The sequence below is a fragment of the Bacillus sp. AFS023182 genome (genome assembly GCF_002560575.1).
Lineage (GTDB): Bacteria > Bacillota > Bacilli > Bacillales > Bacillaceae_G > Bacillus_A > Bacillus_A arachidis.
Genome location: NZ_NTRO01000030.1, coordinates 94,278 through 108,527, shown reverse-complemented (window position 1 = coordinate 108,527; position 14,250 = coordinate 94,278). Strand labels below are relative to the sequence as shown.

The window sequence follows — 14,250 nt, the reverse complement described above, 5'->3', positions numbered from 1 at the left end:
CATTAATGGGGTTCACTTTACAAATAGGAGGTTTTTATCATTTAATTTAAACGATTAAAAATTACGTTTAAATTATTTTTTTAGGTTGTAGAAAGATTTTAAACCATCGTAAACAGCGATTTCGCCTAGTTCGTCTTCGATGCGTAATAATTGGTTGTACTTAGCAATACGGTCAGTACGGCTCATAGAACCAGTTTTGATTTGGCCAGCGTTAGTTGCAACTGCGATGTCAGCGATTGTAGCATCTTCAGTTTCACCAGAACGGTGAGATACAACTGCTGTGTAACCAGCACGTTTAGCCATTTCGATTGCTTCGAAAGTCTCAGTTAAAGTACCGATTTGGTTAACTTTAATTAAGATTGAGTTAGAGATACCTTTTTCGATACCTTCAGCAAGTTTTTGCGTGTTCGTTACGAATAAATCGTCACCAACTAATTGAACTTTTTTGCCAAGACGGTCAGTTAATAACTTGTGGCCATCCCAGTCGTTTTCGTCTAAACCATCTTCGATAGAGATGATTGGGAAGTCGTTGCAAAGACCTTCGTAGAAATCAACCATTTCTGCAGAAGTTAAGCTACGGCCTTCGCCTGCAAGGTCATATTTACCAGTTTCTTTGTTGTAGAACTCAGAAGAAGCAACGTCCATTCCTAAGAATACGTTCTCGCCAGCTTTGTAACCAGCTTTTTCGATAGCTTCGATGATTACTTCTAATGCTTCACGGTTAGAACCAAGGTTTGGAGCGAATCCACCTTCGTCACCTACTGCAGTGTTAAGACCTTTGTCATGTAATACAGCTTTTAACGCATGGAATACTTCAGCACCCATACGGATTGATTCTTTGAATGTTGGAGCACCAACTGGTAAGATCATGAACTCTTGGAAGTCAACGTTGTTATCAGCGTGAGAACCACCGTTGATGATGTTCATCATTGGAGTTGGTAATTGTTTTGCATTGAATCCACCAAGGTAACGGTATAGTGGAAGACCTACGAAGTCAGCTGCTGCGTGAGCTACTGCCATAGATACACCAAGGATAGCGTTAGCGCCTAGTTTACCTTTGTTTGGAGTGCCATCTAATTCGATCATAGCACGGTCGATACCAGCTTGGTCAGTTACGTCGAAACCAACGATTTCTGGAGCGATAATTTCGTTAACGTTGTTTACTGCGTTAACAACACCTTTACCAAGGTAACGAGATTTGTCACCGTCACGTAATTCTACTGCTTCGTGCTCACCAGTAGATGCACCACTTGGTACGATAGCGCGTCCGAATGCGCCGCTTTCTGTGTAAACTTCTACTTCTACAGTTGGGTTACCACGAGAGTCAAGGACTTCGCGAGCATAAACATCAATAATTGTTGACATATAATTTCTCTCCTTTTATATATACAATTTAATTATTTAATAATTGTTTTACCTGTCATTTCTTTCGGTTGTTCCACATTTAAAAGTGTAAGCATTGTTGGAGCGATATCTCCTAAGATGCCACCTTCACGTAATTCAACATCATTTTTCGTAACGATGAAAGGAACCGGGTTCGTTGTATGAGCTGTCATTGGCTGTCCATCAGAAGTTAACTCCTGATCAGCATTACCATGGTCAGCAGTAATAAGTGCTACACCATCTTTTGCAAGAATCGCTTCTACAACTTTTCCTAAACATTCGTCAGTTGCTTCTACTGCTTTAATTGTTGGTTCCATCATCCCAGAATGGCCAACCATATCACAGTTTGCAAAGTTAAGAATGATAACGTCATGTTTATCATTTTCGATTTCATTTACTAAAGCGTCGGTTACTTCGTAAATGCTCATTTCAGGTTTCAAGTCATATGTTGCAACCTTCGGTGAGTTAATTAAGATACGCTCTTCTCCTGGGAATTCAGCCTCACGACCACCGCTAAAGAAGAATGTAACGTGCGGATACTTTTCCGTTTCCGCGATGCGAAGTTGCTTTAATCCCGCTTGCGCAACAACTTCACCTAATGTGTTATCAAGGTTCATTGGCTTGAATGCCACATAACCATCTACAGTTTCACTAAAGTGTGTCATACAAACGAATTCTGGAATGCGAGGTACTTTTTCACCACGATCGAACTCACGGAAGTCTTCATTTGTAAATACACGTGCAATTTGAATTGCGCGGTCTGGACGGAAGTTATAGAAGATAACTGCATCATCATCATTGATTGTTGCAACTGGCGTTTCATCTTCATTCACAACTACAGACGGCAATACGAATTCATCATAGATACCATTTGCATAAGAGTCCTCTACGCACTCATATGCATTTTTGTAAGTAGGGCCTTCGCCATACACCATAGCACGGTAACATTTTTCTACGCGATCCCAACGCTTGTCACGGTCCATGGAGTAATAACGACCGGAGATAGTCGCGAATTGTCCTACTCCTGTTTCTTTAATTACTTCATTTGTTGCATCGATATAACCTTTTGCTGTTTGTGGTCCAACATCGCGGCCATCTAAGAATGCATGAATGTATACTTTCTCCACACCTTCTTTTGCTGCTAAGCGAAGCAGAGCAAACATGTGGTTCATGTGACTGTGCACACCACCATCAGAAAGTAAACCGAATAAATGAAGAGCTGTACCTTTTTCTTTTACGCTTTTAATTGCATTTTGGAAAGTTTCATTCTTGTCGAACTCACCTTCACGAATTGCAACGTTCACACGTGTTAAGCTTTGATATACTACGCGGCCAGCACCAATGTTTAAGTGACCAACCTCAGAGTTACCCATTTGACCTTCTGGAAGACCTACTGCCTCACCACATGCTGTAAGCGTTGTGTGAGGGAACTTGTTCCAGTAACTATCGAAATTAGGTTTCTTAGCTTGTGCTACAGCATTCCCGTAAGTTTCTTCACGTAGTCCGAAACCGTCAAGAATGATTAAAGCTGTTGGCTTTCTCATTTTACCGCCCCCAGAAGACCTAAGAAGGAAGCAGGCTCTAAGCTAGCACCGCCAACTAAAGCGCCGTCGATGTCAGATTGTGCCATGTATTCTTTAATGTTTTCTGGTTTTACGCTACCACCGTATTGAATACGAACAGCTTCTGCAGCTGCCGGCGAAACAGCTTCTGCAACAACTTTACGGATGTGCGCACATACTTCGTTTGCATCTGCAGAAGAAGATGATTTACCTGTACCGATTGCCCAAATTGGCTCATAAGCGATAACAGTTGCTTTTACTTGCTCTTCTGTTAAACCTGCAAGTGCTTTTGTCACTTGACCTGCTACTAGATCAAATGTTTTTCCGCTTTCGCGCTCTTCTAAAGTTTCACCACAGCAAACGATTGGTGTTAAACCATGTTCAAATGCTGCAAGAGTCTTTTTGTTTACTGTTTCGTCTGTTTCAGCAAACATTTCACGACGCTCAGAGTGACCAAGTACTACATAGCTCACTTTTAAGTCGCTAAGTGCTACTGGGCTAATTTCGCCAGTGAATGCACCATTTTTTTCGAAGTGCATGTTTTGTGCACCTACTTTTAAGTCAGTTCCTTCCGTAGCCGCTACAAGACGCTCTAAGAAAAGAGCTGGAGAGCAAACTACTGCATCAACAGCTGAAGCTGCTGGGATTTGACCCTTTACTTCCTCTACGAAGCTAACTGCTTCAGATAGAGTTTTATTCATTTTCCAGTTACCTGCGATAATTGGTTTACGCATGCTTTGCACCGTCCTTTTTCTTTGGCTGCTTCTTATTTGTCGTTAAGACAAACTACACCTGGAAGCTCTTTACCTTCCATAAATTCTAATGACGCACCGCCGCCAGTAGAAATGTGGCTCATTTTATCAGCCATACCGAATTTTTCAACAGCTGCTGCAGAGTCACCACCGCCGATAACAGAGTATGTACCTTCTGCATCTGCTAATGCTTGTCCTACTGCTTTTGTACCTTCTGCAAATGGAGTCATTTCAAATACACCCATTGGTCCGTTCCATACAACAAGCTTAGAGTTTTTAATTACATCAGCATAAATTTCACTTGTTTTCGGTCCGATGTCCACGCCTTCCCAGTCAGCAGGAATAGAATCGATATCTACAATTTTTACGTTTGCAGTTTCAGAGAAATCATCTGCAATTACGCAATCAACTGGCATGTAGAAGTTTACGCCTTTTTCTTTTGCAAGTGCCATAAACTCTTTTGCTAAGTCAATTTTGTCATTTTCACATAGAGATTGTCCGATTTCATGTCCTAATGCTTTTACGAATGTGTAAGCAAGGCCACCACCGATGATTAAGTTATCTACTTTGTCTAATAGATGACGAATTACACCGATTTTATCTTTTACTTTCGCACCACCAATGATTGCTGTGAATGGGCGTTCTGGGTTAGAAAGTGCTTTACCTAATACTTCTAACTCTTTTTCCATTAAGAAACCTGATACTGCTGGTAGGTAATCCGCAATACCTGCTGTAGAAGCATGAGCACGGTGAGCTGCACCGAATGCATCGTTAACGAAAAGATCAGCAAGAGCTGCAAATTCTTTCGCTAGTTCTGCATCGTTCTTTTCTTCACCCGCATAGAAACGTACGTTTTCAAGAACTAATACGTCGCCTTCGTTCATTGCTGCAACCATTTCTTGTACAGCTGGCCCGAATGCTTCGTCTGCTTTTTTCACTTTTTTACCAAGAAGCTCACCTAAACGTGCAGCTACTGGAGTAAGACGCATTTCTTCTACTACTTGGCCTTTTGGACGCCCTAAGTGACTCGCTAAAATCACTTTCGCACCTTGCTCTACTAAATATTGAATTGTAGGAAGAGCTGCACGAATACGAGTCTCGTCTGTAACTTTGCCATCTTTCATAGGTACGTTGAAGTCAACGCGGCAAAATACTCGTTTACCCTTTAAATCTACGTCACGAATTGATTTTTTGTTCATTGGATTTCCCTCCGACTAGTTAGGATTGACAAAACCCATTCAAAAGCTTATCACATTTGCTTCTAAAACGAAAGAAGAGAGAGGGAACAAACCCTCTCCCTCGTTTTGTCATTGATAGCTTATAAACTCAAAAATTAAAGACCTTTAGAAGCGATGTAATCTACTAAATCAACTACGCGGTTAGAGTAACCAGTTTCGTTGTCGTACCAAGAAAGGACTTTAAGCATGTTGCCTTCCATAGTCATTGTAGATAATGCATCGATTGTAGAAGAACTTGTGCATCCGTTATAGTCAATAGATACTAATGGCTCTTCGCTGTATCCAAGGATACCTTTTAATTCGCCTTCAGCTGCTGCTTTGAATGCTGCATTTACTTCTTCAACTGTTACTTCTTTTTCAAGTTCAACAACTAAGTCAACAAGAGAAACGTTAGCAGTTGGAACACGTACTGCGCCACCGTTTAATTTACCTTTAAGTTCTGGTAATACTAATGCTACTGCTTTAGCTGCACCAGTTGTAGTTGGAATCATGCTCATTGCTGCTGCACGTGCACGACGTAAGTCTTTATGTGGTAAGTCTAAAATTTGTTGGTCGTTAGTGTAAGAGTGAATTGTTGTCATCATTCCGCGTTTTACACCGAATTTTTCGTTTAATACTTTAGCAAATGGAGCTAAGCAGTTTGTAGTACAAGAAGCGTTAGAAATTACATTATGGTTAGCTGCATCATATTGCTCATGGTTAACACCCATAACGATTGTGATATCTTCGTCAGAAGCTGGTGCAGAGATGATAACTTTTTTAACTGATCCACCTAAGTGTTTTTCAGCGTCTGCTTTTTTAGTGAAACGTCCAGTAGATTCTACTACTACTTCTACACCGTAGTCGCTCCATGGTAATTGAGCTGGGTCACGCTCAGCGATAACTTTGATTTCTTTACCGTTAACGATGATGCTGTCACCGTTAGCAGATACTTCTGCATTTACTGTTCCGTGAACAGAGTCATATTTTAAAAGGTGAGCTAAAGTTTTAGCGTCTGTTAAGTCGTTGATTGCTACTACTTCCACGTTAGGGTTGTTAAGAGCTGCGCGGAATACCACACGTCCGATACGTCCAAATCCATTAATACCAATTTTAGTCATTTGAATTTCCTCCTTGGGGGATTATATTAAAGGGTAATACCCTTTGTTAATTGTTTTGCTGCACCCTCATCTGTAATTAGAATCGAAGTGTGCCCTTGTTTAATTACAGCCTGTATTGCTTTTGCTTTTGAAGATCCTCCAGCTACTGCAACAACGTGAGATACGTTTTGTAAATCTTTCAGTTGCATGCCAACTGTTTGTACTTTATGAACGACATTACCTTGTTCATTGAAGTAATAACCGAAAGCCTCGCCAACTGCATCACTTGCTTTAATTTTCATCCAATCTGCTTCCGAAGTATTTCTGCGACGTGCCATTGTTAACGCATCACCAATTCCATGAATGACGATATTGGAAGATCGAATCAACTCAAGAACTTCTTTCACGGAAGGCTCTGTCACAATGGACGCATATGCTTCGCTGCTTACATGGTCTGGAACATACAATAATCGATAATTGCTCATCGTATTTTGTGCCATTTTCGCACAAATGGTATTGGCCTCTAATTCGACCCCTTCTCCAATTCCACCACGCGCTGGGACAAATAGCATATGTAAGTCTTTGCAATCCAGTTGCATCATGTCCGCGGCGGCAGCTAGCGTTGTTCCTCCAGCCACAGCAACGATATTATTCGCTGTCAGACGGTCTTTTATACAAGTAACACAAGCACGGCCCATCTCCAATTTGACCCAAGGTGAATCGTCACTATCACCAGGGACAACGAAAACTTCATCCAAGTCTAATGTTTCCTTAAGTTGTTTTTCTAAAACCTTTAACCCGGAAATTTCTTTCATAAAGTCTTCCAAAGCAAGAACCACAGTTGTTCCTTCTTCTGTTAAAGTCATTCCAGAAGATGCGACGTGAACTAAGTTTTGTTCTTTCAAAACTTGCACTTCACTTCGCAATACTCGTTCTGTCATACCAAGACTTGCAGATAAGTTTCTTCTTCCAATCGGCTGCATGAGGCGAATGTACTGAAGAATTTGCAGTCTCGTTTGCATAACAGGTAGCAAATCAGGTAATAATTTTTTTGTATTTCGAATCCATGAGCGCATATCTTTTCTCCTCACTGCATCGGTTCATTTTCCCTCGTGGTCATTTTGTGTCCCGTAGTGACATTTTATGTCCCACTAGGTTAAAAAAAATAATCCCTGCTACGTGTATTATTGTAACAGGAGATAGAAACTTATTCAACTCTTAACTGCATTCTTTATATAGTTTATTATGACATCTTTGTGAATGACACCATATTCCGCCTGTTTTCCGTCTATTTCCACGACCGGAATCATAATTTGATACTTTTCTAAAAGCTCATCATCTTCGTATATATCTATTTCCTCGATTTTAAAAGAATATACCTTTTGAACCTCTTTCAAAACCTGTTTTGCCTTCACACAAAGACCACAGTCCGTTTTCGTATATAAAACAACTTTCATCTTCTTCACCTATCCAATTGTTTTTCGTAAAGAAGAAGCGGGAATATTCATTTGCTCTCGATATTTTGCAACTGTTCTACGAGAAATAACGATCTCATGCTCTTCTTCTAACAATTTCGAAATTTTTTGATCTGAAAGTGGTTTTTTCTTATTTTCTTGTTCTACAAGCATTTGAATCAATTGTTTGACACGCTTTGTAGAAACAGCCTCATCTTCTGTTGTCACCACTGCATTGCTAAAAAATGACTTCATTTCAAACAATCCGTGCGGCGTTTGTACATATTTATTACGTGTAGCACGACTAATTGTAGATTCATGTACACTTAGTTCTTCAGCTACTTCTTTTAAGGAGAGTGGTTTTAAGTACTCTGGTCCCCGCCAAAAGAAATCGCTTTGTTTCTTCATAATGATCTCCATGACTTGCAAAAGCGTTTGTTTCCGTTGCTTTAAACTGCGCATAATCCACTGCACATGCTGATACTTCTCAGATACATATGAAGCAACGTCCCTCTCACTATTATGAAGAAGCGCGCTATACTCTGAATGAATTTCAATTCTCGGCATGTTGCGTTCATTCATTTGTAAAACGAGACGATCTCCTTCTTTTTTCACAGCCATATCAGGAACAATATAAAGCGGCTTCTCAGAAGAAAATGCAAGCCCTGGTTTTGGCTGAAGCGATGTAATACAATCAACAGCTAACTGCAATTCCTCATTACTACACTTTAAGATGTGAACAAGCTTTCGCCAGTCTTTCTTAATAAAATACGCGAAATATTCATCCACAATCATTTTTGAGAGGGCATTCCCTTTTTGTAAGCGCTTCAATTGAAGTGATAGACACTCCTGAATATTACGCGCTCCTACCCCTGCTGGCTCCAATGACTGAACAAGCTCCATAGAACATTCTACTATATCAATAGGTACGGCAAGTAACTCTGCTAATTCTTCATTTGTTTCTTGTAAATAACCATTTCCATCCATGTTCATAATGATGAAAGAAGCCGTTTTCCGCTCCAGCTCATCTATTTTGTAATACTGTATTTGATCCAATAAATGTTGCTGAATCGTTTTCGAATCCACACTGTAAATTTCCATTTGATTATCGACTTGTTTGCTTGTACTTTTACTTTTGCTTGAGCTCTTTTTCTTCTCCCTCTCAAAGCCATTTAACTCAATAAGGGGATTCTCCATCGATTGCTCATACAAAAACTCCGATAGTTCCTGCACGTTATATTGGAGCATTGTAATCGCTTGTCTTAACTCTTGTGTCATGGCCAAACGTAAGCTTTGTTCTTGTAAAAGACTTGCCTTCAATCTAATCTCCCCCTTGTTTCTATTGTACAATAAGTTTCTTAAAAGGAGAATCCTGTGCAGATACCCTTTCCAAAATATTATTAATTTATATGTATTAATGACGTTTACATCTTACAACTGCAAAATGAATAATATTGAAAGAAAACAATAAAAAAATATATAAACTGACATAAAGCCTTTCTTTTTTTGAGCGTAAGAGAGGACCAATCAAAAAAGAAGCGGTCAGTACTTTTTTAATCCCATGCAAAATGAGAACAAAAGGAGAAAACGAGTGGAGATTTCCTTTTGTTTTCATAACTTCGACTTATACGCTTGGAAATCTAAATACATATATAGAACAACTTTTTATAACCACATACTAATAGTAAATCTTATAACCAGATATAACAAGGGGGGGGATTCACGTTGTATATTTTCGAACAGTCGATAATTGCCGATATATAACGATTTTGACCATATATAAAATAAAAAGTCCTAACTTACAAATGTAAGTTAGGACTTTTTGACGCGCCCAGAGGGATTCGAACCCCCGGCAGACGTGGTACCGGAAACCACCGCTCTATCCGACTGAGCTATGGGCGCATGAACGATATACTCGTAATTATATCTTCTTATACCCATGTACGCAACTACTATCACGCAAAAAGCTCTCCCCACATTTCTTCAAAAACAAAATCACTAACCTAAATTTGGAAATTATATTTTCACCGCTATTCACAAATTATAATCTTTGAATTCATATTTCAAAGGAGGCTTCATTCAATGACTGTAATTACAAAATTAAAACAAACTGTTTCTGGATTAAAAAGTGCACAAGCGAGCTTAGAGGGATTTGCTCTGGATACAGATAACCAACAAGCGAAGCAACTTTTCCAAACAGCTGCACAGCAAACTCAATCGATTATCGATTCTTTAAACCCACGTGTTGAAGAAGTGCAACAAGAAGAGCCTCAATACGGACAACAATAAGCGAGCATACTATTCCGTCTGATGGTAGACATTTTTTGAAAAACAGAAAAAGGATGATTCCATATCATCCTTTTTCACACCAAATTACATAAAGCAATAGAAATGGAATGATTGTAATGCGAAAACTTAGAATCATAACCGCGTTATTCGTACTCCTATGCGCTTCATTTACTGGCTGCGATAATAGCCCCTTAGATAAAAAAGTAAAAAAAGAGGAATCAAAACGAGAAGAGGAAAAAAAAGGACCCAAGTTAACAAAAATGAGTACGGAATCCTTTAATCAATCTATATCGCAGGAAGCAAAGAAAAAAGTACTCGCTATGGAGGAAATCCTAAAGGCCACAGCAGTCAATTCTAATCTAGACCTTTACATAGCGGTCAAGCCCGAACATCATGAAAGATTTCGATTAAAACCTCTGCGTAGCAAAATCAAAAAACAATTGAGCGATGAGTATCCTACTTTCGATATTCGCGTAAGTACAGATCGAAAAATTTTCATGCTGTTAGATAGCCTGGAAAACAAAATTAAGAAAAAAGAAGTAAACAAAGATCAGATTAAAAAGCAATTGAAACTCATACAATCAGAAATGAAATCTGATACTTAATTGTACGTTCTCTAAAGGAAAAGGAAGGGTTCAAATGTCCAGTAAAGACAAAAATTTAACACCTGTACAACAAGAATATAAAAAGTTTGCACAACAACGGGAGCCAAAGCGCCCTGTTTTTAAAAATTGTATAAAAGCCTTTTTCGTCGGTGGGTTCATTTGTTTAATTGGTCAACTTATTTCAACCTTTTATATCACGTATTTCGATTTTACCGAGCGATCTGCTGGGAACCCGACAGTCGCTACGCTTATTTTCATCTCAATGCTACTCACTGGTTTTGGTGTGTATGATCGCCTTGGGCAATTTGCCGGGGCTGGGACAGCAGTTCCTGTTACTGGCTTTGGCAATTCCGTTATAGCTGCCTGCATCGAGCATCGAACAGAAGGCTTTGTTCTTGGAGTCGGTGGCAACATGTTTAAATTAGCTGGTTCCGTTATTTTATTTGGTGTATTTTCTGCTTTTGTAATTGCTCTTATTAAAACTATTCTTGTTCAATGGGGAGGGCTGTAAATGTTACAAGGACACCGAACATGGGTATTCGATAATAAACCTGTTATCATCTCAACGGGCGTAGTCGGTGGGCCATTTGAAGCAAAAGGAAAGATTCCTGAAGACTTTGACACCCTTCACGAAGACTTGTGGCTCGGACAAGATTCTTATGAAAAGGCACATAAAATTTTATTTGAAGAAGCCTGTAGTCGTGCAACGGAAAAAGCAAAACTTCGTAAAGAAGATGTTCAATTTGTACTCGCAGGAGACTTAATTAACCAAATTACTCCTTCAAGCTTCGCTTGTCGTACACTTGGCACTCCGTATCTTGGATTATTTGGCGCCTGCTCTACTTCTATGGAAGGTTTAGCTCTTGGCGCAAGTATTGTAAATGCAAAAGGCGCAAAATATTTATTAACAGGGTCATCCAGTCATAATACTGCTGTAGAAAAACAATTCCGTTATCCAACAGAATATGGCGGACAAAAACCGCCTACCGCACAATGGACTGTAACAGGCGCTGGTGCCGCCCTTTTGAGTAGTGAAGGACATGGTCCACAAGTAACATCCGCAACGATTGGCCGAATTGTTGATATGGGGTTAACTGATCCATTTAACATGGGAGGCGCGATGGCCCCCGCCGCTGTAGATACAATTGAAGCTCATTTACGTGACCGACAAATTGATGCATCTCACTATGATTTAATTGTAACAGGTGACCTTGGGCACGTTGGCCGCGAGATCGCTTATGATTTACTGCATAAACACGGGACAAAGGTCATAGGCAAACAATTTCAGGATTGTGGATTACTCATTTATAGAGACGGACAACCAGTGTTAGCAGGCGGAAGTGGTGCAGGTTGTTCTGCAACTGTCGTATACGGACACTTATTAAATCGAATGAAAAAAGGAGAATTCAAAAAGATGCTTGTCGTTGCAACAGGTGCGTTACTATCTCCTCTTACATTTCAGCAAGAAGAAACCATTCCATGTATTGCTCATGCTGTATCGATTGAGTTTGGAGGTGTGGAACAATGATTTTTTTCTGGGCTTTTGTTATAGGTGGACTCATTTGCGTAATCGGACAACTTATGTTCGATGTTGGGAAGCTTACACCCGCTCACACAATGGCAACCCTCGTTGTGATTGGCGCTATATTAGATGGATTTAATTTATATGAACCATTAATTGATTTTGCAGGTGCTGGAGCAACAGTTCCGATTACAAGTTTCGGAAATGCCCTTGTTCATGGGGCTATGGCTGAGGCAGCAGAGCACGGTATTGTCGGCGTTATAACAGGAATGTTTAAAGTAACAAGTGCTGGTATATCCGCAGCCATTATATTCGGATTTATCGGCGCATTGCTATTCAAACCAAAAGGATAAGAGGTGTTCCCATGACTGTTGTTGCTAGTGTTAAGACATGCCTCGCTAGTTTAAAAGGTGCCCAAGCAAGTCTAAGTACACTTTCGCAAAACGCTGCGGATGAAGAAGCAAAGCGAGTCTTTCACGAATGTATGTTAGAAATGGACAGTGTCATCGCTGATCTTAAAAATAGAGTTTCAATATTAGAACGTGAAGAACCTCAATATAAAGGTTTTTAAGCAGACTGGAGGAAATTACTATGTCTCACCTACCCGAATGGACACTTGTCATTCTTCGTTCCATATTTATATTAATTATGTTATTTGCTATTACAAAATGGTTAGGAAAAAGACAAATTTCTCAACTTTCCTTTTTTGAATATATAGCGGGGATGACAATTGGTGATATTGCTGCTCAGGTATCTACAGGGCTAGATCAAAAATTTTTCCATGGTGTCTTTGCTATACTCATTTTTGCTGCAGTCCCATTTTTCACAGGTATTCTGTCCTTAAAAAATAAAGCGGCCAGAGATTTTTTTGAAGGAAAATCTACCGTTTTAGTAAAAGATGGAAAAATACTTGAAGATAATTTAAAAAAAGAAAAATATACAAGCGACGAATTACTTGAGCTTCTTAGAGGAAAAGATGCATTTAACATTGCTGATGTAGAATTTGCCGTATTAGAACCTAGCGGTGAATTAAATGTGTTATTGAAGAAAGATCGTCAACCGCTTACTGCAAAAGATATCGGATTAAAGGTACCAAATGAAAAAGAAACACAAACCGTTATTATGGATGGCAATGTACTCGATGAACCCCTGTCGGCCAGCGGGCATAATCACGCTTGGTTACACGCTGAATTAGAAAAAATCGGTGTTGTAATTGAAAATGTCTTTCTCGGTCAAGTGGATTCTTACGGACAACTTACCATTGATATCTATAACGATAAAATTCAAATGCCTTCTCCTCAAAATAAACCTTTATTGCTCGCATCTTTAAAAAAATGCCATGCTGATCTTGAATTATTCTCTTTAGAAACAAAATCAAAAGCGGCGAGTCAAATGTATAGTAAAAACGCAAAACAAATCGAAAATATTTTAAATAAAGTAACCTATCTCCTAAAAGAATAGCAGATAAGAGAACGCTTCTATAGAAAAGGCGTTCTTTTGTTTTTTCTACATCTTCTATCAGGTTTAAATTTATATAATTCGGTTATGATGTTGAAGATACATAAGCAGGGAATTACAAAAACATAGCGAATAAATGATGATAAAACTACATATTTTTTTGATTTAAAGTGGTTTCGTTTGACCTTTATTGACCATAATTGTATTATAAGACTAAGAAAGCTTTCAAAGGAGGAAATAACAGATGAATTTAATTCCTACAGTAATTGAACAAACAAATCGTGGAGAACGCGCTTACGATATTTACTCTCGACTATTAAAAGACCGCATCATTATGCTTGGTAGCGCAATTGATGACAACGTAGCAAACTCAATCGTTTCCCAGCTTTTATTCTTGGAATCTCAAGACCCAGACAAAGATATTCACCTATACATCAACAGCCCTGGCGGTTCTATCACAGCGGGTATGGCAATTTACGATACAATGCAGTTCATTAAACCACCAGTATCAACAATTTGTATCGGTATGGCTGCATCTATGGGGGCTTTCCTACTTGCAGCAGGTGAAAAAGGTAAACGTTATGCACTTCCAAACAGTGAAGTAATGATTCACCAACCACTTGGCGGCGCACAAGGTCAAGCAACTGAAATTGAAATCGCTGCAAAACGTATCCTATTCTTACGTGAAAAATTAAACCAAATTCTTGCTGATCGCACAGGTCAACCATTAGAAGTACTACAACGCGACACAGACCGCGACAACTTCATGACAGCAGAAAGAGCACTAGAATACGGCTTAATCGATAAAATCTTTACAAATCGTTAATAAACTTTAAAGCGGAAGCGGCTCTTTCAGAATCGTAGGGCGTTGGAGCACCCGACAGAGAAGCGCTTTTTGCTTCGTCCGA

16 protein-coding genes and 1 tRNA gene are annotated in these 14,250 nt (G+C 39.4%); 8 read left to right on the top strand and 9 right to left on the bottom strand.

The window, feature by feature from the left end:
• Positions 1–72: 72 nt before the first annotated feature.
• The 9 genes from eno to CN288_RS16335 all read right to left on the bottom strand — a co-directional run bounded on the left by eno (position 73) and on the right by CN288_RS16335 (position 9,370).
• Positions 73–1,365, bottom strand: coding sequence for a phosphopyruvate hydratase (gene eno / locus CN288_RS16375; protein ID WP_026594093.1), 1,293 nt, complete (start codon positions 1,363–1,365; stop codon positions 73–75).
• A 32-nt stretch (positions 1,366–1,397) separates the two neighbouring features.
• A complete protein-coding gene (gene gpmI, locus CN288_RS16370; protein WP_026594092.1) occupies positions 1,398–2,927 on the bottom strand; it encodes a 2,3-bisphosphoglycerate-independent phosphoglycerate mutase in 1,530 nt (509 codons plus the stop codon).
• Positions 2,924–3,679, bottom strand: coding sequence for a triose-phosphate isomerase (gene tpiA, locus CN288_RS16365; RefSeq protein ID WP_003201936.1), 756 nt, complete (start codon positions 3,677–3,679; stop codon positions 2,924–2,926). Before tpiA ends, gpmI begins: the two co-directional genes overlap by 4 nt.
• 32 nt (positions 3,680–3,711) lie before the next feature.
• Positions 3,712–4,896 carry a phosphoglycerate kinase gene (locus CN288_RS16360; RefSeq protein WP_098302630.1) on the bottom strand — a complete coding sequence of 395 codons (1,185 nt, stop codon included), beginning with the start codon at positions 4,894–4,896 and terminating at the stop codon, positions 3,712–3,714.
• Between the two features lie 134 nt (positions 4,897–5,030).
• The gene (gap, locus tag CN288_RS16355) at positions 5,031–6,035 is read right to left on the bottom strand and encodes a type I glyceraldehyde-3-phosphate dehydrogenase (protein WP_020061700.1); all 1,005 of its coding nucleotides are present in this window, start codon (positions 6,033–6,035) and stop codon (positions 5,031–5,033) included.
• Between the two features lie 26 nt (positions 6,036–6,061).
• Positions 6,062–7,090: a gapA transcriptional regulator CggR gene (gene cggR, locus CN288_RS16350; RefSeq protein WP_098302629.1), complete on the bottom strand. Its 1,029-nt coding sequence runs from the start codon at positions 7,088–7,090 to the stop codon at positions 6,062–6,064.
• Positions 7,091–7,225: 135 nt separating this feature from the next.
• Positions 7,226–7,471 (bottom strand): glutaredoxin family protein, encoded by a 246-nt coding sequence (locus CN288_RS16345; RefSeq protein ID WP_098302628.1) that lies wholly within the window; start codon positions 7,469–7,471, stop codon positions 7,226–7,228.
• Between the two features lie 9 nt (positions 7,472–7,480).
• Positions 7,481–8,788 carry an RNA polymerase factor sigma-54 gene (rpoN, locus tag CN288_RS16340; protein ID WP_098302627.1) on the bottom strand — a complete coding sequence of 436 codons (1,308 nt, stop codon included), beginning with the start codon at positions 8,786–8,788 and terminating at the stop codon, positions 7,481–7,483.
• Between the two features lie 506 nt (positions 8,789–9,294).
• Positions 9,295–9,370 (bottom strand) — tRNA-Arg (locus CN288_RS16335).
• Between the two features lie 180 nt (positions 9,371–9,550).
• Here CN288_RS16335 and CN288_RS16330 point away from each other — a divergent pair.
• From CN288_RS16330 to clpP, 8 genes are all read left to right on the top strand, one after another.
• Positions 9,551–9,757 carry a DUF1657 domain-containing protein gene (locus CN288_RS16330; RefSeq protein ID WP_000216162.1) on the top strand — a complete coding sequence of 69 codons (207 nt, stop codon included), beginning with the start codon at positions 9,551–9,553 and terminating at the stop codon, positions 9,755–9,757.
• 116 nt (positions 9,758–9,873) lie between these two features.
• Positions 9,874–10,362: a YhcN/YlaJ family sporulation lipoprotein gene (locus CN288_RS16325; RefSeq protein WP_026594087.1), complete on the top strand. Its 489-nt coding sequence runs from the start codon at positions 9,874–9,876 to the stop codon at positions 10,360–10,362.
• A gap of 34 nt (positions 10,363–10,396) precedes the next feature.
• Positions 10,397–10,873: a stage V sporulation protein AC gene (spoVAC, locus tag CN288_RS16320; protein WP_026594086.1), complete on the top strand. Its 477-nt coding sequence runs from the start codon at positions 10,397–10,399 to the stop codon at positions 10,871–10,873.
• On the top strand, positions 10,874–11,890 hold the full coding sequence (gene spoVAD, locus CN288_RS16315; RefSeq protein WP_098302626.1) for a stage V sporulation protein AD: 1,017 nt from the start codon (positions 10,874–10,876) through the stop codon (positions 11,888–11,890). It abuts the gene before it with no gap.
• The gene (gene spoVAE, locus CN288_RS16310) at positions 11,887–12,237 is read left to right on the top strand and encodes a stage V sporulation protein AE (protein ID WP_026594084.1); all 351 of its coding nucleotides are present in this window, start codon (positions 11,887–11,889) and stop codon (positions 12,235–12,237) included. The genes spoVAD and spoVAE overlap by 4 nt, the downstream gene beginning before the upstream one ends.
• An 11-nt stretch (positions 12,238–12,248) precedes the next feature.
• Positions 12,249–12,455 carry a DUF1657 domain-containing protein gene (locus CN288_RS16305; RefSeq protein WP_026594083.1) on the top strand — a complete coding sequence of 69 codons (207 nt, stop codon included), beginning with the start codon at positions 12,249–12,251 and terminating at the stop codon, positions 12,453–12,455.
• Between the two features lie 20 nt (positions 12,456–12,475).
• Positions 12,476–13,345: a DUF421 domain-containing protein gene (locus CN288_RS16300; RefSeq protein WP_098302625.1), complete on the top strand. Its 870-nt coding sequence runs from the start codon at positions 12,476–12,478 to the stop codon at positions 13,343–13,345.
• Positions 13,346–13,586: 241 nt separating this feature from the next.
• Positions 13,587–14,168 carry an ATP-dependent Clp endopeptidase proteolytic subunit ClpP gene (clpP, locus tag CN288_RS16295; protein WP_026594081.1) on the top strand — a complete coding sequence of 194 codons (582 nt, stop codon included), beginning with the start codon at positions 13,587–13,589 and terminating at the stop codon, positions 14,166–14,168.
• Positions 14,169–14,250: the final 82 nt, after the last annotated feature.

Excerpts from the sequence above, each read along its gene's own strand:
- spoVAD (WP_098302626.1), top strand. The coding sequence starts at position 10,874 with ATGTTACAAGGACACCGAACATGGGTATTCGATAATAAACCTGTTATC.
- CN288_RS16330 (WP_000216162.1), top strand. The coding sequence starts at position 9,551 with ATGACTGTAATTACAAAATTAAAACAAACTGTTTCTGGATTAAAAAGT.
- CN288_RS16300 (WP_098302625.1), top strand. The coding sequence starts at position 12,476 with ATGTCTCACCTACCCGAATGGACACTTGTCATTCTTCGTTCCATATTT.
- eno (WP_026594093.1), bottom strand. The coding sequence starts at position 1,365 with ATGTCAACAATTATTGATGTTTATGCTCGCGAAGTCCTTGACTCTCGT.
- cggR (WP_098302629.1), bottom strand. The coding sequence starts at position 7,090 with ATGCGCTCATGGATTCGAAATACAAAAAAATTATTACCTGATTTGCTA.
- tpiA (WP_003201936.1), bottom strand. The coding sequence starts at position 3,679 with ATGCGTAAACCAATTATCGCAGGTAACTGGAAAATGAATAAAACTCTA.
- CN288_RS16360 (WP_098302630.1), bottom strand. The coding sequence starts at position 4,896 with ATGAACAAAAAATCAATTCGTGACGTAGATTTAAAGGGTAAACGAGTA.
- gap (WP_020061700.1), bottom strand. The coding sequence starts at position 6,035 with ATGACTAAAATTGGTATTAATGGATTTGGACGTATCGGACGTGTGGTA.
- clpP (WP_026594081.1), top strand. The coding sequence starts at position 13,587 with ATGAATTTAATTCCTACAGTAATTGAACAAACAAATCGTGGAGAACGC.
- spoVAE (WP_026594084.1), top strand. The coding sequence starts at position 11,887 with ATGATTTTTTTCTGGGCTTTTGTTATAGGTGGACTCATTTGCGTAATC.
- gpmI (WP_026594092.1), bottom strand. The coding sequence starts at position 2,927 with ATGAGAAAGCCAACAGCTTTAATCATTCTTGACGGTTTCGGACTACGT.
- CN288_RS16305 (WP_026594083.1), top strand. The coding sequence starts at position 12,249 with ATGACTGTTGTTGCTAGTGTTAAGACATGCCTCGCTAGTTTAAAAGGT.
- CN288_RS16345 (WP_098302628.1), bottom strand. The coding sequence starts at position 7,471 with ATGAAAGTTGTTTTATATACGAAAACGGACTGTGGTCTTTGTGTGAAG.
- spoVAC (WP_026594086.1), top strand. The coding sequence starts at position 10,397 with ATGTCCAGTAAAGACAAAAATTTAACACCTGTACAACAAGAATATAAA.
- CN288_RS16325 (WP_026594087.1), top strand. The coding sequence starts at position 9,874 with ATGCGAAAACTTAGAATCATAACCGCGTTATTCGTACTCCTATGCGCT.